The following is a 20,681-nucleotide window of genomic DNA, read 5'->3' on the forward strand; positions in this document are numbered from 1 at the left end:
GACGAGATATGACTCCGGCATACACCCGCTGAGCATCTTGGCTCAGCTGAGATAGCCGGCCCACGGCTCGACTGGCAAGCGCGGGCTTTCGCTGCGCGGTGGTGGCCGTGCACCAAAGCCGGCAACGTCCACGCTGTCTCCCATCCCACTTGCGCTGGCTTCGGCAAAACATGCAGGTCGCAGCATCAGCGCGCGACGGTCGAAAGAGCAAATTGAGCAGTCGCAGAGGAAATGGCCCACGCCCGGCTCAGGCCTGCCCGATATGATCATCGCTGCCCCGGCGGCAGCCCGGCAGCCACGTTGAGCCCGCCTCAGAACCTCACCGCCAGCACGCCCTTGAAGGCGTGGTCCTGTGTGTCCTTGGCGAGCTGTCCGGTGTAGGCCACGCCCAGCGTGGTGCTCCGGCCGACCGCGACATCCAGCCCGGCTTCGACCATGGCTGCATCGCGGGCGATCGGCAGGCCGGCGATCGTGGCACTGGAACCGGAGAAGGCGAGCGTCGCGGTCGGATCGATATCGCCGAAGGCGTGGCGCCAGGCCAGCCCGCCGCGCAGCGTCAGATCCACGCTCTGCAGCGCGAAGGAGGTCGAGGCGCGCAGGCCCAGCGTCGAGTAGCCGAGGCTGGTGTCGTCGCTGCGAGAGGTCAGTGCTGCTGCTCCGCCGGTCTCGCTGAACCCGTCGGTGCGCAGGTTGACATAGGCCAAGCCGGCGAAGGATTCGAGCGCGACGCGGCCGAGGTCGATCCGGTAGCCGAGTTCGCCGAAGACCTGAGCCGTGCCGGCGTCGTAATCGGAGCGCAGATTGCTGCCAAGAGCCGAGAAGGTGACGGAGCGGGTGGTCTCGACGTCGTGCCAAGTGTAGCTCGCGCCGGCGCGCAGGCTCAGCGCGCCCCATTGCCCGCCGCCATAGAGGCCGAGATGGTAGTTGTCGCTCTCGCCCGAGGAGAGCCGGTTGTTCACGTCGAATTCGCTGCGGCTGTAGCCGGCGATGATGCCGAAACGCAGATTGTCGAACACGGCCGCGTCAGCCCCCAACAGGAAGCCGCCGGTGGAGCGCGTCAGCCTGGCGGCGTTGCCGTCACTGTCGGTGCGACCCCAGGAGCCATAGCCCTGGCCCCAGACCGCGAAGCTATCCGACTTCAGCGCCGGCATCGCCCCCCTGACGGCCGGGGCGAGGTCGGCGGTGAAGCCGTAGTTCAGCGTCGCCATCGGCTGGGCGCCGACCCCGCCCAGCGCCGTACGAAGGCGGTCGTTGACGGCGGCACGCAGAACCCAGCTCTCGTCGATCAGGGCCGTCTTGGCCGAAGCATGGATTTCACCGGAGATCTGGTTCAGTGCTCGCCGCGCTGCATCGATGCTCTCCTGATTGAGCACGTCGCTCTGGACGGGATTGTTGGTGGGCAGGCTATCGACCCACTGGGCCACCTCTGTTTCGTTGGGCGTGGTGCCGATGTCTCCTACCGTCCGGGTCTGGACCACGGTCAGGTAGGCATTGTTGGCGTCGTAGACATCGCTCAGGCTGAGGAAGGGCGTCAGAACCTGGTCGCCGAAGCCATAAGTCCCGGTCAGCCCGGTCGAGGTCAGGATGGTGAAACGCTGGCCGACGACGTAGGGCACGCCGGTGTAGTTGACGACGGAGAGCCCGGCGCCGCTCGCCAATGTGGCCGTGCCGTTCACCCGGATGAGGTCGGAGGTCGTCGTCGCAGGGTCCAGCTCGACCTGATAGGTGGATCCCGCTGCCTGCGCATAGGCGCCGTTGACGGTCAGCGTGCCGCTCGAGTTGCCGGGCGTAATCCGGCTTCCGCTCAGGAGCGTGGTCGCCCCCACCGTACCGCTGCCGCCCAGCGTCGCGCCGGACTGGACCGTCACCGCCGAGCCGGCGAGCGAGCCGTTCACGAGAAGCGTGCCGCCGGCGATGTTTGTCGGGCCCGCGAAATCGCCGATGCCGGTCAGCGTCCAGGCGCTGGTGCCAGTCTTCTCGAAGACATCGAAGTTCTGGTATTGCGCGGCCGGGCCGATGGCCGAGACATCGAAGCTGGCGTTGGCCGTGCCGCCGAGACGGAGCGTGTCGAAGAGGCCCACCGAGGCGTTCGCAATGACGTTGCCTTGGATCACAGAGCCGGCCTGGAGTTCCAGCGCGGATCTGCTCGCAGTCGTCTGGCCGAATCGTATCGCTTCATTCTGGCCGATTCCGGCCCGGATCGTGCCGCTGTTGATGACGGCGACATTCCACGTGGTAGCGTCGGCGGCAATCGCCGCCGCGCCGTTTCCGCCTTCCAGGGTGCCGGCATTGACGATCGTCGTAAGCTGGCTGCCGCGGCCAAGGATCGCGGCCTCGCCGGCGCCGACGCCGCTGATATCCCGGCCGCCACGGATCGTGCCGTAATTGGTGATCGTCGCGGCCTTTGCGAGCGTGGACACATAAACGCCCGCGCCGACATGTCCGGCCGCCTGGCTGTTGCTGCCCTGGATGGTGCCGCTGGCATTGTTGATCAGCGTCGCACCGCTGTTGAGGATATTGACGCCGGCGCCGTTGTTGCCGACGCCCGCGCCCGTCCCGGTTCCGCCACTGATCGCGCCGTTGTTGAGGAAGGTCACGACATTGATGAGCGAGACGCCGAGACCTCCGGAAGCGGCTGCACCACCTGTGATCGAGCCATTGTTGACGACTTGTCCGGTGCTGGCGCCGACCGTCGTGATGCCGCTGTTGACGACCAGGCCGACCCCCCCGGTCCCGCCGACGAGGGTCCCGGAAAGGGTCAGCGAGCCGCTCGGAAAATTGCCGTTGACGGTGATGCTGCTGGCTCCGGCTCCCGAAAGAGTGAACCCTTGCGTGTCGATCGTCAGCGTCTTGGTTGGCGTCGTCAGGTTGGGCGCGGTGGTGACCGTGAAACTCTGCGTCAGCACAATCGTCGAGCTGGCGTCCGGGCTCGCATTCGCCGCGGCGATCGCGTTGCGTAAATCGGTCTCGTTGCTGACGAGATAGGTCGCAGCCGAGACTGGCGCTGCCAGCCAGCAGGCGATGGCGAGCGCGGCGCAGGAGGTGCCCGCCAGAAATCTTGCCTTTCCAGTATATCTCATGCCCGCAACATCCCCGCCATAGCCGCGCGCATAAAGATTCCCCTTGAGAGAAGTAGGCCATTCCAGGTTGCAACAATCGGGGATTCGTCGCGTCGCGACAATGGAGAATGGGCAACAGACAGAACGGAAGATTACGAAGGACGCGGATATGCAACAAAGCGGTGACGGCCGGTGGGGTTCGGGGGTCCGCAACGGAGGAGACCGCCACGATGGCGGCACGATCAACGTGTTTCCGGAGCGCCGAACCGATCCAGGTCCCCTGAACGAAACAAGGGATCCCGGCAGCGAATATCGCCTATAGGTGCGATGACATCGGGCCGCGCCGATCTCTTCACGGTTGATTCAGCTCTCCCAGCCAACGATCGTCAAAGATCGGATGAGAGCTTGATGAACAAGATTGCGTGCCAAGGCTGCCGAGACGGAGAACCGCTCCCATTCGACTTCACGATGGCGTTCCAGCCAATTGTGGATGTCGAGCGCAAACGCGTCTGGGGATACGAGGCGTTGGTTCGAGGCATAGAAGGCCAAGGAGCAGGTCATATTTTAGCGCAGGTCAACGAGGCCAACCGCTACAAGTTTGACCAGTCCTGCCGCGTCAAGGCCATCGAACTTGCCGGCCGGCTTTTTCCCGAAAGCGGATTGAAGCTCTCGATCAATTTTATGCCGAACGCTGTCTATGAGCCTTCCGCCTGCATCCGTGCGACACTAGAGGCAGCCCGTCGCGTCGGCTTCGCTCAGAACCAGCTCATGTTCGAGTTCACTGAGAACGAGCGAATAGAAGACGTTGCTCACCTCCAGAAAATAATTGCCGAGTATCGAAAACAAGGTTTCATAACCGCACTTGACGATTTCGGTGCCGGATATGCCGGCTTGAACCTGCTCGCGAGTTTTCAGCCGGATCTGATCAAGCTCGATATGAACTTGATTCGGGGCATCGGAAACTCACCCGCACGCCAGACCATCATCGCCTGCGTTGCGATGATGGCTCGTCAGCTTGGGGTGATGGTGATCGCGGAGGGAGTCGAAACCGACGATGAGCTACTCGCATTGCGCGGAGCCGGCATTGACCTTTTCCAAGGCTACCTCTTCGCCAAGCCGGAGGTAGCGAAGCTTCCTCGCGTTTTACTCACATATCGACTGGCTGCTACCAATGCCTTCGGCAATCAAAACCAATGTCGGACGAAATGCTGCTTCGTCCTTGCTACCCAATTTAAAGAAACCTATGAGCCCCGATAACATCTGGGACGCACGAGTTGATCTGACCGTTTAGCCGCTCGCGGTCGCGGCGCGGGCAATTTGGTAGCCAATCTCGCCCGCGCCAATGATGCCGACCCAGTGATCTTTATACGAGGCTCACGCGCCGAAGGCGCCGTCGATCGTGTGCATTGCTCCGGTCACGAAGCTCGCCTCCGAACCCGCAAGCCACGCCACCATTCCCGCAACCTCCTCGGGCCGTCCGTGGCGCTTGATGGCCATGAAGCTGTGCATCAGATCTTTCATCGGCCCATCCTCCGGATTTGCATCGGTATCGATCGGCCCAGGCTGCACGATGTTGATGGTTATTCCCCGCGGCCCAAAGTCCCGCGCGAGCCCGCGCGCCATTCCCTGCAGCGCTGACTTGCTCAGCGCGTAGGATGCCATGCCAGGTACGGGCATCCGATCTCCGTTCACGGAACCGATCACGATGATCCGCCCGCCTTCCGGCATATGTCGCGCCGCTTCCACCGACGCGTGATAGGGAGCATGGACGTTGACCCGCAACAGCCGGTCGATTTCGTCGGGGTCCTGCTCCAGCGCATCGCCGAAGATGGCGAAGCCGGAATTGACCACCAGTACGTCGAGCGGTCCGCTGTCGCGCACCCGCGCAATCACTGCGTCGCGGTCGGCACTATCGGTCAAAACCGCCGTGCTTCCGGTCTCGGCCGCCAGCCGCTCCGCTGCCTCGCGCGAACCGGCATAGGTGAAGGTGACCTTCGCACCGTCGCCCGCGAAGCGCCGCACGATCGCTGCCCCGATTCCCCGGCTGCCACCGAGAACCAAAACGGATTTTCCTTGAAACGCGGCCATCAGGCCCTCCTTGAGGTTTAATGTAGGAAGCGCTACATAAAGCTCCGGAGATCACCGTCAAGGGGTTTTGTATCAGTGACTACAAATATTGGTCGCCCGCGTGGTCGTCCCCGGCGCTTCGACCCCGATGAGGCGGTCGCCACGGCCCAACATCTCTTCCATGCCCGTGGCTACGACGCTGTCAGCGTCGCCGACCTTACCCAGGCGCTCGGGATCAACCCGCCGAGCTTTTACGCTGCCTTCGGCAGCAAGGCCGGTCTCTACGCCCGCATCCTTGCCCGCTATAACTGCGCCGATGCCATCCCTCTCGCCAGCCTGCTAAACCCTGATCGGCCCGTGGCCGCTTGTCTCGCTGTCTTGCTAGAGGAGGCCGCCCGATACTACGCCGCCGATCCTGACGCTGCCGGCTGTCTTGTGCTGGAAGGCACCCGTTCCAACGATCTGGAGGCGCGAGGAGCCGCCCGAGCTTTCAACCTCGCCGCTGAAGGGGTGATCCGCGATTACATCGCTGCTCGCTATCCCGAGGAAGCGCATCGGCTGACAGATTTCGTCAGCACGACTATGTCCGGGCTCTCCGCCAAGGCTCGGAACGGGCACGGCCTGGATCAGCTCCTCGCCACTGCCCGCCTTGCAGGTCTGGCCCTGACGCAGGCTCTTCCTGCTTGAGGACAGCGCCTGTCATACTTGGCTGTTTGACGCGATCGAGCGCGTCACCCGCTCGGCCTTCGCCGCATCTGTGCGACGCGAAAGCACGATGTGCCGCCCTGCCCTACTGCGCAGCTTCAGCCGCAATACAGGTCGAGCATGACGGGAGCGAGCCAAGAGAAGGCCGCCTCGCTGAAACGAACTTGTAACCACCAGGTAACCGAGGCATTTCAGGGCTTCTTAGAAATGCCGCCAAAAGCGCCAAGTCAAAAACGCAAAAAGCGCCGGGAAACCCGACGCTTGCGTGCCTCTCTGGCCTTGTGATGTCCTGGAGCGGGAGAAGGGATTCGAACCCTCGACCCCAACCTTGGCAAGGTTGTGGACAACGTATTCTCGGCTTTCCTGCCGTTTCCTACCGTGTCATAACTCATTGCGTTAGCGCACCTTTCGTATCCGGCGCTTTCCTCCGGTTGTCCTGAGCGTGCCGGATGGTGGACCCCATGTGGACCTCACGGGCGCAGTATGGCTTCGATAGACACCAAGACGAAACTCAGCAAACGAACGATCGACGCCGCCGAGCCGCGAGCCGCGCGCTACGAATTGTGGGATGCTGATCTATCGGGCTTTGGTCTCAGGATTGAAACGAGCGGGCGCAAGACGTTTCTGATCCGATACCGGACTGACGGCGGAGGACGTAAGGCGACGCGGCGCAGCATGGTCGTTGGGCAGTACGGCAAGTTCACGCCGGAAGAAGCCCGAAAGAAGGCCAGGCAATTGCTCGGCAGCGTCGCGAACGGCGATGACCCCGCTGCAGGGCGAACCGCGAAGCGTCGGGAAATGACCATCGCCGAACTGCTGTTGGACTATGACAAGCGCGGCTGCGTCGTCCAGCGCGGCAAGCGGCAGGGCATTGCCATGAAGCCGCTGACGAAAGCCTACACGATGGCTCGGCTCAACCATCACGTCCTTCCGCTGCTGGGCAAGCGCCGCATCTCCGATGTGCGGTCCAGCGACATCGTCCGTTTCGTTGCCGACGTGGCAGCCGGCAAGACCGCAAGCGACGGGAAGAACGAGAATGGTACGCGCGTCATCGTCCGGGGTGGAGAAGGCGCTGCGCGCAAGGTTGTCCGCGACTTGTCGGCGGTTTTCACATTCGCACAGCGTTCGGAAATCGTCAGCGACAATCCTTGCGAACATGCCGCCGTCAACAAGACGGACAACCAGCGGAAAGGCTTCCTGACGCTCGATCAGGTGAAAATGCTGGGCGCCGCCTTAGCAAAACTTGAGACGATAGGCGTCAACGTGAAGGCCACCAACATTGCGAGGCTCTGGGCGCTCACGGGCTGTCGCCGAAACGAGATAGCGGGCCTGCGATGGTCAGAGATCGACTTTGAGCGAGCTGCGTTGATATTCGGCGATAGCAAGACGGGCTTCTCAATGCGCCCTTTGAATTCGGCCGCTATGGCCTTGCTGGCCGCCCTGCCTCGCGACGACGGCTGCCCGTACGTATTTCCGGCCGAGCGAGGCGAAGGCTTCTACCAAGGGACCAAGCGGGTCTGGCCAGAGGCAATCAAACTTGCAGCGCTCCCTGGGGTTACGCCCCACACGTTGCGACATACCCTCGGCTCGACATCCGTGTCTTCCGGCGAAACCCTAGAAATGACGGGTGCGCTTCTAGGACACGCAAATATGCGTTCGACCCAGGTCTACGCGCATTTGCAGGCGGACCCATCGCTTCGGGTCGCTAATCGTGTTGGCCGCACAATCGGCGACGCACTCCTTGGGAAATCGACTAGGCCCTCACGAAAGGCGCGGCCATGATCGACCCGGATTTCATCGAACGCATCATCGACAACCCCACTGAGACGCTTTGCTACCAATTTCTGAAATCACGCTTGGGCTCGCGTCGTCCGAGCGTCAGGCCCGAATTGGAGACGTTCCTGCCATTGTTGGCGGGAAGGACCTTAGAAACAGCGATCAAATCGGCTTCGTGCGATATGCCTGCGGAAGATCTGACGCTGATGGAGAATGTTCGAGACAAGGCGCGATTGGCGCAAAATGCGCTGGCGCAATTGGTGTCTGCGATGGAGAAAATTCGACCGGCTTCTGAAGCGCTCGTTTGGTTTCGCTATGGGCGCCCCAGAGATGACGGAATGATCAGAGCAGCGGACCACGCTGGCGCTGAGAGAGACTGGGCAGCTCTGGTCGCTTGCACAACTTTGATAGCCGAGATCGAGGCCGACTGTCGGCGGCGGCGGGACACATTCGTGCAACCTCAAAATTGGGGCGACCAGGATAAGCAGGCCTTTGTTTCGATCATGATCGACGCTTGGTGGTTCGCGACCGGTCATGCGCCGGGGAAGAGCAACGATCCAGACTCGAACCCTTTCCTGCGCTTCGTTGGCGAAGCATGGCGAGACTGGAAGGGCGGCGACAACGTTCCAGATTTCAGTTCCGCCACAGCGACGCTTATTAGGCGGAAGCGTCGGGTTGTCCGACACGATGGCTCTGGGAACCCGTTGGCACCGAGTTGGTTCAACGTCCGATTTTTGCTTGGCGCCGACGCATACCGCGCGACTAACCCTAAAGGGTAGTAGACCCCCTTCTAAATTTTCTTAGGGTCTGCTTCTGCAACCCCATGCTTCCCCGTGTTTACCTTGTGTTGTCGCCGCCTTCCTGAGCGGCCAACACAAGGTTACACAATGGATCTCTCTGACCAGGCACAGCATGCCCGGAAGCTTCCGACCCGCGAGGCGGCAACCTATCTTGGCATCGGCGCTTCGACGCTGAACAAGCTGCGAATCTTCGGCGGAGGCCCGAAGTTCATCTCGATCGGAACTCGGGTAGTCTACGACCCCCGCGATCTGGACGCATGGTGCGCGGGCAAAAAGCGCTCAAGCACATCTGACGTCGCCTCTGCGAAAGAGGCCGCGTGAAGTCATGACCCACAAAAAGCTGAACCCCAAGGCGCCGTGCAGGGCGGCCAAGGGGTCCGGGGTATCGATCAGCTCACCAGCGATCAACTCGGACAATATCACGACGGTCCTCGCGCTCAAGCGCATTCTCGCCCGCGTCACCGTCTCCCAGAGCGTCGCGCTCGTCATCGCCGCCCATGCCGGCTTTCTCCCGGAGGGCCGCCACCATGGCTAAACGTTCCTTCCCCAAGGTGCTCGCTCGCGTCGCTGGCGAGACGGTCATCAACTGCACCGGCCGCGAGGCGCTGACGCTCCTGACGCTCGTCGAGCGCGGCAGCAAGGGCGTGTCGGGGCTCGATTTCCCTGGCGGTCCTGCCTATCGCCTGGGCGCATATATTTTCGATCTGCGCGGCATGGGCGTCGGCATCCGGACTGAATCCGAGAGCCACGGAATTGGCAGCCATGGCCGATATCACCTCACCACCGAGGTCCAGATCATCGCGGTCGATCACGGCGCAAAAACGGGAGAGGCGGCATGACGAACGCCACTCCCGAGCTGCGTGCTCAAATCATCGCCGGCATCTTGCAGCATGTCGCTGAGACGCCCGCGACCGTCAGCTATGATGCAGTGTTCCGGCGCGCGCTCGCCGCAACCAAGCTGCCCGAGGAAGAGATTGGCGAGGAGATCAAGGACGCCACGTCGTGCCTGATTTTCGCGAACACCCTTCTTTCCAACGGCTTTGTCCGCGAGGCGGGAGAAATCCGCTACTCGGCGAACATGGAGCTGGTGCTCGGCCCTTGGCTGCTCGGTTTCGTCCATGGCGATCGGGTGCTCAGGCATGAGGGAGGCGAAGCATGAGCGCCCCCGTCCTGATCCTGAGCCAGTGGGCCAAAAACCAGCGCGAGGTCGTCCGCGTCGCGCTGGAGGAATTCAACGGCAAGCCGATCGTCAACATCCGGACCTGGTATCGGCCCGAGGGCGGCGACGATCTGCGCCCCGGCAAGAGCGGTATCGCGATGTCCGTCCAGCACCTTCCGGCGCTGGCGGCTGCAATCAATGGCGCTCTCGGCGTGGCGACCGAGCGCGGGGATATCGTCGAGCAGGAGCGCGCTGATGGGTGACGTTCTGCAATTCCCAAAAACATCTGCTCGCACCGCCAAGGCAGACGGCGTTTGCGTCGTCCACTACCGGGGAAGATGGAGCGCAGCGACCTACGCCGGGACGCAGCTGCTCAAACGGTTCCCAGCGCGCCCGAACGCGTTCGAGGCTGCCGTCGAACTGATGAAGGACATGGCTTCACGACAGGGGCTGTGCCTTCGCGGCCAGATCGAGAGGGCGCCGCTTTGACGCACTCTCTCCAACACATCGCCCGCGTGCTCGGCGGCAACGTCAGCTCGGGCCAGGTTCTGTGTCCCGGACCTGGGCACAAGCCGCACGACCGCTCGATGGCGGTCAAGGTTGGCGAATCCGGCAAGTTGCTCGTCAGCAGCTTCGCGGGAGACGATCCGATGCGCTGCCTGACCTATGTCGAGCAGAAGCTCGGCGTCGTCTGGCAGCCGGACGCCGCGGAAGCGAACGGCGCAGCCAAAGCCATCGACCGGATGGAAAAGCGAGCCATCCGCGTCAACGGTCATGCCAATGGCAACGCGCCGGGCTCTCAGCCCGTTGACGACCGGCAGGCTTTCGCAATCCGCCTCTGGTCGGAAGCGATCGACCCTCGCGGGACACTGGTTGAAACCTACCTCCGGTCCCGCCGGCTCGATCTGCCGGACGGCGTCGCAATGTCTGTGATCCGGTTTCATCCATCCTGCCCATTCGGACCTGGCATGCGCCACCCCTGCATGGTCGCGGCCTTCCGTTCCATCGAGACTGGCGCCGTGGTGGCGATCCATCGCACCGCTCTGACTGCGGACGGGCGCAAGCTCGACCGTAAGATGCTGGGGCCGGTCGCAGGCGCCGCCATCATGCTCGGTGAGCTGGATGCAGAGCGTGGATGCCTCACAGTTGGGGAGGGCATCGAGAGCGCCCTGTCCGGCCTCGCTATGGGCTTCGCGCCGGCATGGGCGATGGGTTCGGCCGACGCCATCGCAAAGCTTCCGGTTCTGCGTGGTGTGGACAGCCTCACCATCCTCGGCGAGATCGACGGTGGCGCCAGTGCAAAGGCTATCGGACAGGTTGGCATGGCATGGTCGGAAGGGGGCCGCGAGGTCTTGGTCGCGACGCCTAAAGCGGGCTTCGGCAAAGATGTGAACGATGCCCTGCAAAAGCGCAGCAATGGCGAGGACGTACTCGACGTGGTCGAGTACGAGACCGAGCCAAAAGGGGGGTCGTCCATCGCGGAGGTCATCGCCGAGGCCGAGACGATCGAGACGGGCACCATCTCCCAGGACGCGCTCGCTCGCATCTTCGCCAACCGATATGTCGATCGTCTGCGATATTGCCACTCAAGTGGCTCATGGTTCGAATGGTCGGGCTCGCATTGGGAGCAAGACACCAAGGCCCGCGCCTTCAACTTCGTTCGCTGCCTCGGCCGTGAGATGACGGAAGGAAGCACACCGCGTGAGATCCGCGAGGTTCGCAAGGTGACGTTCGCGGCAGGCGTGGAGCGTTTCGCCCAAGGCGATCAGGCCTTCGCTGTCTCAATGGGCGATTGGGACCGCGACACCTTCCTGCTCGGCACGCCTGGCGGGACGGTTGATCTTCGCACCGGAAAGCTGCGCCAGGCAGATCCGCGCGACGGCATCACGAAGCTCACCAGCGTGGCGCCGGCCGACCAAGCTGACTGCCCGCGCTGGCTCCAGTTCCTCGACGAGGCCACCGGCAAGGACCAGGGCCTGATCCGCTTCCTCCAGCAATGGGGCGGATATTGCCTCACTGGCGATACGAGGGAGCACGCCCTGTTCTTCGGCTACGGGCCGGGCGGCAACGGCAAGAGCGTCCTCGTGAACGTCTTCACGGGCATCCTCGCGGACTACGCCGTCACGGCGGCGATGGACACGTTCACGGCCTCGCGCGGCGACAAGCACCCGACCGAGCTTGCCATGCTGCGTGGAGCCCGCCTTGCGACCGCCAGCGAGACCGAGGAGGGCAAGTCGTGGGCCGAGGCTAGGATCAAGTCCATCACGGGCGGCGACGCCGTCTCAGCCCGCTTTATGCGGCAGGACTTTTTCACCTTCATGCCGACCTTTAAGCTGCTCATCGTCGGCAACCACAAGCCGGTGCTTCACAATGTAGACGAAGCTGCCCGGCGCCGGTTCAACATCGTACCCTTCACGCGCCGGCCGGCTACGCCCGATCGGCAGCTGGAAGGGAAGCTTCGCGCTGAATGGCCGGGCATCTTCCGCTGGCTGATCGAAGGTTGCCTCGACTGGCAGGCGAACGGTCTCGTCCGGCCCGAGAGCGTAAGAGCAGCGACCGACAGCTACTTCTCCGACCAGGATATGTTCGGGCAGTGGCTGGAGGAGGAATGCGACCTGGAGCCCGGCAACCCGCACAAGTGGGCGACGACAACCGAGCTGTTCGTTTCGTGGGCCGACTACGCGAAGGCAGCGGGCGAAACTGCCGGCGGCATGCGCAGCTTCCGCGACATGCTTCTGCGGCGCGATATCGAGGCGTTCCGCAACATGAACGGCCGGGGCTTCCGGGGGATCCAGATCAAACCGAAGCGCGCTTATGGCGAGGCAGCGTGACCGCGAGATATGACACATGACACTTCATGACGCCTTTTCCCCCATACCGTTCACGTGTGCGCGTGCGCGTACATGTAAGGGGTATACCGCAATATCCGTCATGAAGCGTCATGTGTCATGGCAGGCGGCTTGCCTCACTCCCGGCGGCGAGCCTGGTGGCCTCAGATTTCATGCTTGTGATAGGCGCCCGCGTTCAAATAGGGTTGCGCTGGCGGCCAGGGGGATAAAGGCGTTGATACCGGCGTTCGGGCCATCAGGGATACTGCCTCCTTTCATAGGTCCTAGCCCGGTCGATCGTGCGAAGGTATCGCCCTACGAAGTCACATTGACCGAGCTGGTCAGCCGGTTCGGGACATCGAAGGAGCGCTTGCAGATATTGCGAGGGCTGGTTGCGTATCGAGCCGCGCTTGCCAATGCCGGTATCGTCCAGGGGTTTCAGTGGCTGGACGGGAGCTTCATCGAGGATTGCGAGACGCACCGAGGAAGAGGCCCCAAAGATATCGACATTGTGACCTTTGCCTACCGTCCTATCGCCGTATCGGCGCCACAGGACTGGGCCACTTTCGTCGCAGCAAACGATGACCTTTTTAACCCGGTAAAGACGAAGGCCGATCTAAGTTGTGATGCTTACTACATCGACTTGAACAAGGCCCCGCATCTTACGGTCCTGGATACAGCCTATTTTAATAGCTTGTTTTCACACCAGCGGGACACTGCTCAGTGGAAGGGAATGCTGGTCGTCAAGCTGCAGTCGGATGATGCTGTGGCGGCCCAGATGATAGCGGGAACGAAGTGATGCTACGCCGGCTGGAGCGCGACGCGACAAAAGCGGATTTGGCTGCGGTCGAAGCGCTTCTCGATGCTCGCACTCACGACGAGGACCCTGTAGGCCATCTTCAATTTGCACGCCGGGCAGAAGACCTAAACAGGCGCCTACAAGAACTTGAGGGCTCGCCCGCGACTTCTGGCGAGGTGGGCTTGTTCTTCGGCGGACGGCCCGTGGCCGGTTCGTATGGCATTCAGGCTGAATTCGGCGCGAAGGTCATAGCCGAGTTTCAGACACTGGTGTCGAGCACGTTTGCGGCGGCAGAGGGCACGCTCGGTGCGCGTGGCCCGGTGCCTCAACGGGACCGCACCCAGCTCATGCTAACCGACGTAGCTCGTGGATCATTTGGTTTCATCCTCCAGCAGGCAGAGGAAACGCAGCTGGTAGACAGCCCGATGAAGGACGTTCTTAGCAGGGCGTCCGACCTGATCGTCCGCATCGCGTCACCCGACCAAGAAGCATTTGAGAACGTCGCTGAAAGCGTTGACGCTAGAGTGTTTGCGTCGCTCAGCTCGTTTTTTCGGCTGCTGGACGACGCCGGGGCAACGATGCGCTTGGTGGAGGACCGGAGAGAATTCACGCTTCAGCGCAGCGAAATCGAACTTGCTCGGGAAAGAACCGAAGGTGTCACGCTCGATGAAAAAGAGATTGAGCAAACCGGCACTATCTACGTTTTGCCTCAGAGTCGAAGGTTCGAGCTTCACCCGATCGGCGGTGGCGACGCGATAAAGGGGCCAATCGCGCCCGACTGCCTAAATACGCTGACGGCGGGCGGCAGTGAGATACTGCCTGGCATTCTCGGCGTTATCCGAACTGTAAGGCTACGTGCACGCGAAATTCAGAAGCATGGGCTCGATTCCAAGAAGAGCTTTACCCTCCTGTCGGTCAACAGCGCCAACGCCAACCTAGCTCTCGACTAGGTGCGCTCAACCACGCTTAGGGGCCATGGGCAGTCGCCCAGCCTCCACGATGACGTGAACGATATGGACGGCGTCGGGCTCTGCTTCATCGATCGCGGCCAAGCGCGCCTCCCTCTCTTCAGGAGCGCAATCGAGAGTGTGGACGCGCACGATACCGCACCTTGTCGGGCGGCGGGATGCCTCCAGCTTCGACACGCGCTTGGCAAGGGAGACGGCGGCGCTCATGCCGCTAGATCCTTCAGCGCAAACCGCCTGATGATGACGAACAGGTCGTTCGGTCGTGCGACGCCGCTGGCAATCAGCTCGGCCTGTTTCCGGTCGGCCTCCTCTTCAGTGAAAGCCTCCAGGACGTGCTGGCGCCTACCCTTGCTGTCCTGAGACGTTTCGAGCTTGGAGACGCGCTGCCTGATGCCGACGATGCTCATTGCGGGCGCTCCTCGTAGATCGTGACGAACTTGATGAAGTGGTCGTGCTCACCCGCTTGCCCCGCGCGGATCATGGCGAGCCGCTGAATTTCAACGTCGTCATGGCTTTTGCCGAACAGGACATGACTGCGACCGATTGAGCGGCGCTGCTCCAGCTTGGCGACGCGGTCGGAAAGCCGGTTCATGCCACTGGCCTCGCGACGCTGGCTATGAGCGCAGACGACAGGTCGGCATCCTTCATCCTGCGAACGTCGCCAATGACCACCGTCGTCGTCGGCGGTAGATCGGCGAGGGCTTCCAACTCGTCATCTGCCATGCTCAGCGCGTCCGTCCATCGCGCTGCGGGCAATGGCGCATGGCCGGTCACGACGCCGAGAATGACCGGGTCGCCTCTCTTCACCGTCCCTGTAGCAAGCGCACGATCGAGAGCTGCTTCCGCGTCGCACTTCGTCCGCTCCCAAATCATAAAGGCCGTCATCGGTCGCTTCCCCCGTGATGAGGTGCGTTCGAGAGCCGCAACCCGCTTCTGAAAGGCAGCGGTCATGTGTCCGCCCTCATGCCGGCCAGGACGGCAGCGAGACGGTTGGGCTCGGTCGGTAGAGGCGCGTTGCCCCAGCCTGTGGCGCTGGCCTCCCAGTACGCTGCATCGCGCGCCAGCTTGGCGACATAGGCGACGACTGGCCGGCGGCGGGTTTCCAACCTCACGATGCGCTGATGGATCTGACTGGTCATGCCTTAGCTCCTTCCAGGGCATCGAGCCGGCGGGACAGGTCCGTCACCTCGATCGCCTTCACATGGGCATCCACGAGCTTGCCGAGTTCGGCCGCTTCCGATGGGGTGAGGTCGCCGCACGCAACAGCCGTCATGAGCGCCTGCGTGGCCTTCGGAAGGTCGTCGACACTATCGATGGGCGGCAGCTCGAACGACACCGGCCGGTCCTTCCGAGCAGGCGCCAGACGGTCCATGCAAAGCCGCAGCGCTTGCATGTCGCCTGCCTTCGCCAACTCGATCGCCTTGCGCGTCAGGGTCTCCGCCTCGTCGTCGAGCAGCTTCTCGATGGCGAGCGTCGTCTTGTGCCGAGCGCCTTTCGGCTTGCCGGTGTTGCCCGGTGCAAAGGGCTTCCCCCGCGTATTGCCCGCGTATTTACGCGGAGCCGTCATCGTCCCACTCTGCCGAGTACGACCGACGCAAGCACACCAAAGCTTGCCAGCATGAGCGCTGTTGAGAATTGACGGCGAACGGATGCAGCCCCATCGTACGGGGGCATGACCACCTTTCTGCAATTCGTCGCTGTCACGGCGCTGGGGCTATTCACGGCCTGGCTGCTCCGCCACTGGATGAGCATTTTCGATAGTTCGACCACCGCGATTGCGTTCTGGGTCGCTCTTTGTCTGGCATACGCATTCATTTACGACCGGCGGCAGGTGAGGCTCCGGCGAGATAGGCCGGATTCGTCACAGCCTGACTGATCGACCGCGCCGTCTCACGTGTCCTACCTGCCGTCTCCAGCAGAGCCGCCGCGATCCGCGCCATGTTCGGGCTCGCCATGAGCGTTGCGACCTGATCCTTCGTCGCCTGCGAGTTGGCGCCCATCAGTGCTTTCGCGACCGATCGAACCGCCGTCACGCCGAGCCCGGTCAGGGTGGTGTCGCCCTTTGGCCCGTCTGCCGCATCGAGCGCCCTGGCAGCCTCGGCCCGTGGTGCGGTCTGTGAGCCCTGGGCAACCTTCTGAAAGGTGTCGCGAAAGGTGCGGTTGGTGCGCAGAGCCTCAACGATGCGATCGATCTTGTCCTGACCGAAGACGATGGCAGCCTTCTGCTGGTTCCAGTCCTGCGGGGTGCCGAGGGTGCGCTCCATAGCGTTCAGATCATTGACCTGCGTGCCGACGACGCGGTCGATCTCGGCGCGGGCGCCTTGGCGAATGCGAACCGGGACAGCCGATGGACCGACTGCCTCGCCGCGAGGAATGGCGCCAGCCGAAATCTCGTCCGCAAGCTCGGCAGGGCGAATGACCGATGCACGGCTTGTGTCGAAGATGGTCTGGCCGCGCTCCAGTCCCTCGGACTGCCTGGCGAGTTCGGCATATTTTGCATCGGTCGCTTTGATGCCGGGGACCGCGTCTTTCAGCACGCCATCGACCTGCTTGCGCACATCGGAGAGCGCCCTGACGACGGTGGAATTCCCGCCGCGCTCGGCCTCACCGATCATGCCGTCCAGGGCATGGCGGGTTTCCAGAAGGGCACGCGGCGACGGGTCGAGCTGCCGTGTCCCGTAGACGTTCAGCATCTCGCGGGCTTTTTCCAGCGCCGTGCGAACCGGGCCGCGAGCATCAACGATGCGTGTGTCTATCGCGTCGGCTACGGTCGCCGTGCTGGCCTGCGCTGCTGGTCCCGGCGCACGCGGCGTCTCCGATGCAAAGCCCCAATATGGCGTGTTGCTCGGGGGAGTCGGCGCGACGCTGCGGGCACCATCAAGAGCCGATTCATATTCCGGCCCGAGGGCCTTTCGATTGGTCGCGAGGCCGGCTTCCACCTGTGAGGGGATTGGCGCCGGGCCGATTGCGTCGTCCACGACATTGCCAAGGCGCTGGCCGGTTCCTGCATCGCGCTCGCGCAGCGCGTTGACCAACGCGGTCTTGCCGGCTCCGTTGCCTGTCGCGGCTCCCTGAGCCAAGCCCAGCATGGAAGGCCCGGCGTCAGGAAGCATTGCCTCCGGCCCCATGGTGGGGAGCGCCCTAAGACCGGCCTCGTCAGCCTGCGCAGCAGCGCGGAGAGCCGCCGAGCCGGCGCGGTTCACGCCCTCTACCTTGGGGGCAGCCATGGCGGCGGCTATGCGGTATGCACCCCCGGCAAGCGAGCCGATGACGGGCATCCCTGCTCCTATGCCCAAGCCAAATTTACCGCCTTCGAATGCGCCCGACAAATAGTCGGAGGCTTGGCCCGTGTAGGTGTTTCCGGCGCCCTGGGCAGCACCATAGGCCGCACCCTCCGCGCCGTATCCCAGCACTCGGGGCAAGAGGCCTGGGCCGACGCGGCCGGCGAGCGTGACACCATTCTTGATCAACCCGGCGCCTGTCAGAAGACCGCCCGCAGCTTCGCCGACGCCGGCCAGAATGGGGTTCGCATCCTTGATGCCTTGCGTCCGCGCGTGCTGCGCGTCCACGCCGGCGCCATAGCCAGGCGCCTGCCCGGTGACAGCATCCATGCCGCCTGCAATGCGATCCGCGATGCCGAATGTCGCGCCGTTGGCTAGTACCCTCACGCTGTTATCGACCACGCGGCCGACATTGGACATTTGCTCGCCATAGCCCATCGTCGGCTGCTGGGGTGCCGCGACCATGCTGCCGGTCGGATTGCCCATGGCGTCGTATTCCATGGTCATCGCAACGGGCTGCTCCGGCGCTTCGAGCTGGGCGAGCAGAGCCGGGTCCATGACCTTTCGCCCGCCCGACGCTGCCGGCGGCGTATCGCTGGATTCCAGAAGCCGCAGGAGCGCGGGGTCCGTGACCTTGCCAGCCATGCCCGTCACTCCTCAAACCATTCGGCGCCACGCTTGACGTAGCTCTTGCCGCCGAGCGATTTGCGGGCCTCCGGCGCTGGTGGCGGCGAGGCTGATGGGGGCGCCTTGGCGCCCGTCTGGGCCTCGGCCTTGTCTTGCGCCGTCCGATACTCCTTGAACTTGGCGAACGGTCTCTCCAGCCCCTTCATGCCCTTGTCGGCATCGGCCTGGCTGATCTCCCCGCGAAGGGCCTGGCCGGCAAAGTCGCCAGCCTGCATCTTGTAGGCGTTCATCGCCCGCAAGGTCTGCATCACGATCTGGTTGCCCTCCGGCGTCTTCAGCATCGAGGGCAGAGCATTGCGGAAGATCGAGACATCACGATCGGACGCAGCGCCCGGCATGCCCTGACGCATCTGCGGGGTGAGCTTGTCGATCAGCGAGGTGAACGCTTCCATCTCGGGAAGCTTGCCGCCGGTCAGGCCGCTCGCGATATCGTCGAAGCCCCAAGCCTTGGCGAACTGCGCCATGGCAAGCCGGGTTTCTGCACCGCGCCCGGTGGCGAGACCCTTGGACATGCCCTCCAGCATGTCGAGGTCGCCCTGCATCTGGCGGGCCGAATCCGAGCCATCCACCATGTCCGAATATCTCTTGGCCTGAAGCTCGTTGGCCTTCTCCGCGAATTTTCCGGCACCCTTCGTGTCGATGTTGATCGCCGTACGACCAGAAGCCTTGTTGCCGCGAGCCCAATCCGTGAAGCTCTCGGGCTGGCGGCCCGCTGCCTTCTCCTGCGCGACATGCAAATCGTATTCGCGCATGTCGCCGGTCGGACCTTCCGGCTTCGACTGAGGGCCGAAGACCTGGACGGGCTGGCCGCCGACCTTGGGCACGCGGAAGACCGAGCCATCGGGACGGGTGATGGTTTCGAACTCCGCCGACTTGAACGACTGCTGGAGAACGCTCTGGGCAATGGCCTTGTCGCCGGGCTGGGCGTAGGGCGAATTCAACGTAGCGATGGCGGCGCGCACGCGGGTCGATTGCTGGCCGGCCGGGCTGACCATGGCGCTGGCGACACGTTCGGTTGGCGAGGACGGGGCCGCCGCCGAGGATGGGGACGCAGACATTGGGCGTTGGTCGATAGCCTGCGCGACCTTGCTCACGGCAGGGCTTGCCGACGAGTAGGCGGCCTGTGGCTGCTGATGACCCATGAGCGCCTGCACGACGCCGGCAAGTGGCGACGCAACATCCTGCGGTGCTGCAGCCTGACCGCGCCGCTGCTCTTCGCTCACAACTTGAAGCTGACGTGCGCCGGCATCGTTGGCATTCGACAGGTCGGGGAGCATCGCGGGCTGCGGCTGCGAAGCGGGCAACTGGCCGATGGCCTGCGAGGCGCCTGATGCAGGAAGATCGGCCGCGAGGTCATAGGGGCGCGATGGCGGCACGAGCGCCTTTGCTATCCTGACGACCTGAGGCGAAGCCTGCGAAGTCGGATCGATGGCGCTGCCCATCCAGGGCTGGGAAGTGCCTTGCGTTGCGAAGGCGGGCGGCTGGACCTGAGCAGCAAGCGCGGCTCCGGGGCCACCCTGCTCGACATAAGACGGCGTCGCCGGCCCGCCCTGAGGCGCGCCTTGTTCTGCGAACGTTGGCGCCTGTGACGTAGGCCCGAGCCAGCGACCTGACGCCGGATCGAAGTTCGGGAGCGCGCCACCTTCTTGCATGATGGGCATTGGCGTGTCGCCGCCGCCCTGCGGGAGGGCAAAGCCGGCGGCGTCTCCAGGAAGTTCGGCCGGCACGGCGCCTGGCGCCGGCATGTCGGCCTCAGCCGCGCGGAACAGCGCCTGCGCTTTGGCGCGGTGACCCTGCATCTGCTGTTCGACCTTGTCGCGAACGGTGCCAGGTGCGCCACCGGCCTTGGCGTCCGAACGGTCATAAAGACCGGGAGCGCCGGCATTGATGGCGCTGTAGATGTCGAGCAAGCCCATCCCAGGCTTGACGCCAGCAGTTTTGAGATAGGACACGATTGCGCCGTTCGCGCCAAGCTGCGAGCCGACCGGGTTGCTCCAGTCTACACCGTGCTGCTTGGCTTGGGGCTCGCCGAACTGGATAAGACCGCGATGTTGCCCCCATTTGGTCGTGGGACCGGCCTTCGTCGGATCGAACGTGCCGGCCGTCTCGTAGCTCACAGCGGTCGCCAGATCGACCGGAGTTACACCTAAGGCGTCTGCGCTCGCGGCCAAGCCGTCCTTGATCTCAGGCGATACGTTGGGCATCGCCATGGTGCGCGCAGCGCCATCGCCCGCCATGGAAGGTGCTGAGGGGACCATCGCGGCCGGAGCGTCTCCGAAGCTGGTAGGCTCGGCGCCGGCAAGAATGGCATTCCGACCCGCCTGCTCCGAAAGCCCGGCCCTTTCTTGGGCATCGAGGTCCCGCTGCTGAAGCGCGCCGACGATCGAGCTGGAAACCCGCGCCAGGCCCTGCGTCCAATGGCCGATCGGGCTGTAATCACTACCCTTCGCCATCATCGCTTCCGCGACCTTGCGCTGGCGGTCGATCTGCTGCGGCGTCAGGCGCTGGCCGCCCCGGCCCCAGACGAAGGGTTCGCTCACATCGGCCATCAG

At 63.5% G+C, this 20,681-nt stretch carries 23 protein-coding genes; 13 read left to right on the forward strand and 10 right to left on the reverse strand.

The features are described 5' to 3' along the window. Nucleotides 1-311 precede the first annotated feature (311 nt). Nucleotides 312-3,080, reverse strand: coding sequence for an autotransporter outer membrane beta-barrel domain-containing protein (locus AXW83_RS18150; RefSeq protein WP_066615693.1), 2,769 nt, complete (start codon nucleotides 3,078-3,080; stop codon nucleotides 312-314). A gap of 387 nt (nucleotides 3,081-3,467) precedes the next feature. Here AXW83_RS18150 and AXW83_RS18155 point away from each other — a divergent pair, with 387 nt between their 5' ends. Beyond that, on the forward strand, nucleotides 3,468-4,316 hold the full coding sequence (locus AXW83_RS18155; protein WP_082767223.1) for an EAL domain-containing protein: 849 nt from the start codon (nucleotides 3,468-3,470) through the stop codon (nucleotides 4,314-4,316). Between the two features lie 117 nt (nucleotides 4,317-4,433). Here AXW83_RS18155 and bdcA read toward each other — a convergent pair whose 3' ends face one another. Further along, on the reverse strand, nucleotides 4,434-5,147 hold the full coding sequence (gene bdcA, locus AXW83_RS18160) for an SDR family oxidoreductase (RefSeq protein WP_066615695.1): 714 nt from the start codon (nucleotides 5,145-5,147) through the stop codon (nucleotides 4,434-4,436). A gap of 75 nt (nucleotides 5,148-5,222) precedes the next feature. Between bdcA and AXW83_RS18165 the strand changes: the two genes are divergently transcribed. From AXW83_RS18165 to AXW83_RS18220, 12 genes are all read left to right on the forward strand, one after another. Further along, nucleotides 5,223-5,813, forward strand: a complete 591-nt coding sequence (locus AXW83_RS18165; RefSeq protein WP_066615696.1) for a TetR/AcrR family transcriptional regulator — start codon at nucleotides 5,223-5,225, stop codon at nucleotides 5,811-5,813. 501 nt (nucleotides 5,814-6,314) lie between these two features. Next, nucleotides 6,315-7,613 carry a tyrosine-type recombinase/integrase gene (locus AXW83_RS18170; RefSeq protein WP_066615697.1) on the forward strand — a complete coding sequence of 433 codons (1,299 nt, stop codon included), beginning with the start codon at nucleotides 6,315-6,317 and terminating at the stop codon, nucleotides 7,611-7,613. Beyond that, nucleotides 7,610-8,386, forward strand: a complete 777-nt coding sequence (locus AXW83_RS18175) for a hypothetical protein (protein ID WP_066615698.1) — start codon at nucleotides 7,610-7,612, stop codon at nucleotides 8,384-8,386. Before AXW83_RS18170 ends, AXW83_RS18175 begins: the two co-directional genes overlap by 4 nt. A gap of 108 nt (nucleotides 8,387-8,494) precedes the next feature. Continuing rightward, the gene (locus tag AXW83_RS18180) at nucleotides 8,495-8,728 is read left to right on the forward strand and encodes a helix-turn-helix transcriptional regulator (protein ID WP_066615699.1); all 234 of its coding nucleotides are present in this window, start codon (nucleotides 8,495-8,497) and stop codon (nucleotides 8,726-8,728) included. A 4-nt stretch (nucleotides 8,729-8,732) separates the two neighbouring features. Then, on the forward strand, nucleotides 8,733-8,942 hold the full coding sequence (locus AXW83_RS18185; protein WP_066615700.1) for a hypothetical protein: 210 nt from the start codon (nucleotides 8,733-8,735) through the stop codon (nucleotides 8,940-8,942). Next, on the forward strand, nucleotides 8,935-9,246 hold the full coding sequence (locus AXW83_RS18190; RefSeq protein WP_066615702.1) for a winged helix domain-containing protein: 312 nt from the start codon (nucleotides 8,935-8,937) through the stop codon (nucleotides 9,244-9,246). Before AXW83_RS18185 ends, AXW83_RS18190 begins: the two co-directional genes overlap by 8 nt. Beyond that, nucleotides 9,243-9,566 carry a hypothetical protein gene (locus AXW83_RS18195; RefSeq protein WP_066615703.1) on the forward strand — a complete coding sequence of 108 codons (324 nt, stop codon included), beginning with the start codon at nucleotides 9,243-9,245 and terminating at the stop codon, nucleotides 9,564-9,566. Before AXW83_RS18190 ends, AXW83_RS18195 begins: the two co-directional genes overlap by 4 nt. Then, nucleotides 9,563-9,829, forward strand: coding sequence for a transcriptional coactivator p15/PC4 family protein (locus AXW83_RS18200; protein ID WP_066615704.1), 267 nt, complete (start codon nucleotides 9,563-9,565; stop codon nucleotides 9,827-9,829). Before AXW83_RS18195 ends, AXW83_RS18200 begins: the two co-directional genes overlap by 4 nt. Next, the gene (locus AXW83_RS27560) at nucleotides 9,822-10,055 is read left to right on the forward strand and encodes a hypothetical protein (RefSeq protein ID WP_066615705.1); all 234 of its coding nucleotides are present in this window, start codon (nucleotides 9,822-9,824) and stop codon (nucleotides 10,053-10,055) included. The genes AXW83_RS18200 and AXW83_RS27560 overlap by 8 nt, the downstream gene beginning before the upstream one ends. Nucleotides 10,056-10,153: 98 nt before the next feature. Beyond that, the gene (locus AXW83_RS27565; protein WP_066615706.1) at nucleotides 10,154-12,397 is read left to right on the forward strand and encodes a phage/plasmid primase, P4 family; all 2,244 of its coding nucleotides are present in this window, start codon (nucleotides 10,154-10,156) and stop codon (nucleotides 12,395-12,397) included. A 100-nt stretch (nucleotides 12,398-12,497) separates the two neighbouring features. Beyond that, complete coding sequence (locus AXW83_RS18215; RefSeq protein WP_442855197.1) at nucleotides 12,498-13,193, forward strand: DUF6932 family protein; 696 nt, start codon at nucleotides 12,498-12,500, stop codon at nucleotides 13,191-13,193. Then, nucleotides 13,193-14,143 carry a hypothetical protein gene (locus AXW83_RS18220; RefSeq protein ID WP_066615708.1) on the forward strand — a complete coding sequence of 317 codons (951 nt, stop codon included), beginning with the start codon at nucleotides 13,193-13,195 and terminating at the stop codon, nucleotides 14,141-14,143. Before AXW83_RS18215 ends, AXW83_RS18220 begins: the two co-directional genes overlap by 1 nt. A 6-nt stretch (nucleotides 14,144-14,149) precedes the next feature. Here the strand turns inward: AXW83_RS18220 and AXW83_RS18225 are convergent, their stop codons facing one another. From AXW83_RS18225 to AXW83_RS18260, 8 genes are all read right to left on the reverse strand, one after another. Further along, nucleotides 14,150-14,368, reverse strand: coding sequence for a hypothetical protein (locus AXW83_RS18225; RefSeq protein ID WP_066615709.1), 219 nt, complete (start codon nucleotides 14,366-14,368; stop codon nucleotides 14,150-14,152). After that, a complete protein-coding gene (locus tag AXW83_RS18230; protein ID WP_066615710.1) occupies nucleotides 14,365-14,568 on the reverse strand; it encodes a hypothetical protein in 204 nt (67 codons plus the stop codon). The genes AXW83_RS18225 and AXW83_RS18230 overlap by 4 nt, the downstream gene beginning before the upstream one ends. Further along, nucleotides 14,565-14,753, reverse strand: a complete 189-nt coding sequence (locus AXW83_RS18235) for a hypothetical protein (RefSeq protein ID WP_066615712.1) — start codon at nucleotides 14,751-14,753, stop codon at nucleotides 14,565-14,567. The genes AXW83_RS18230 and AXW83_RS18235 overlap by 4 nt, the downstream gene beginning before the upstream one ends. Next, nucleotides 14,750-15,112, reverse strand: coding sequence for a hypothetical protein (locus tag AXW83_RS18240; protein WP_156640161.1), 363 nt, complete (start codon nucleotides 15,110-15,112; stop codon nucleotides 14,750-14,752). The genes AXW83_RS18235 and AXW83_RS18240 overlap by 4 nt, the downstream gene beginning before the upstream one ends. Beyond that, on the reverse strand, nucleotides 15,109-15,300 hold the full coding sequence (locus AXW83_RS18245) for a hypothetical protein (protein WP_066615716.1): 192 nt from the start codon (nucleotides 15,298-15,300) through the stop codon (nucleotides 15,109-15,111). The genes AXW83_RS18240 and AXW83_RS18245 overlap by 4 nt, the downstream gene beginning before the upstream one ends. Continuing rightward, nucleotides 15,297-15,728, reverse strand: coding sequence for a DUF5681 domain-containing protein (locus AXW83_RS18250; RefSeq protein ID WP_066615717.1), 432 nt, complete (start codon nucleotides 15,726-15,728; stop codon nucleotides 15,297-15,299). The genes AXW83_RS18245 and AXW83_RS18250 overlap by 4 nt, the downstream gene beginning before the upstream one ends. Nucleotides 15,729-15,972: 244 nt before the next feature. Then, nucleotides 15,973-18,087 carry a hypothetical protein gene (locus AXW83_RS18255; RefSeq protein WP_066615718.1) on the reverse strand — a complete coding sequence of 705 codons (2,115 nt, stop codon included), beginning with the start codon at nucleotides 18,085-18,087 and terminating at the stop codon, nucleotides 15,973-15,975. 5 nt (nucleotides 18,088-18,092) lie between these two features. Continuing rightward, nucleotides 18,093-20,678 carry a hypothetical protein gene (locus AXW83_RS18260; protein ID WP_066615719.1) on the reverse strand — a complete coding sequence of 862 codons (2,586 nt, stop codon included), beginning with the start codon at nucleotides 20,676-20,678 and terminating at the stop codon, nucleotides 18,093-18,095. Nucleotides 20,679-20,681 lie beyond the last annotated feature (3 nt).

The organism is Bosea sp. PAMC 26642 (assembly GCF_001562255.1).
In the GTDB taxonomy this organism is placed as follows: domain Bacteria; phylum Pseudomonadota; class Alphaproteobacteria; order Rhizobiales; family Beijerinckiaceae; genus Allobosea.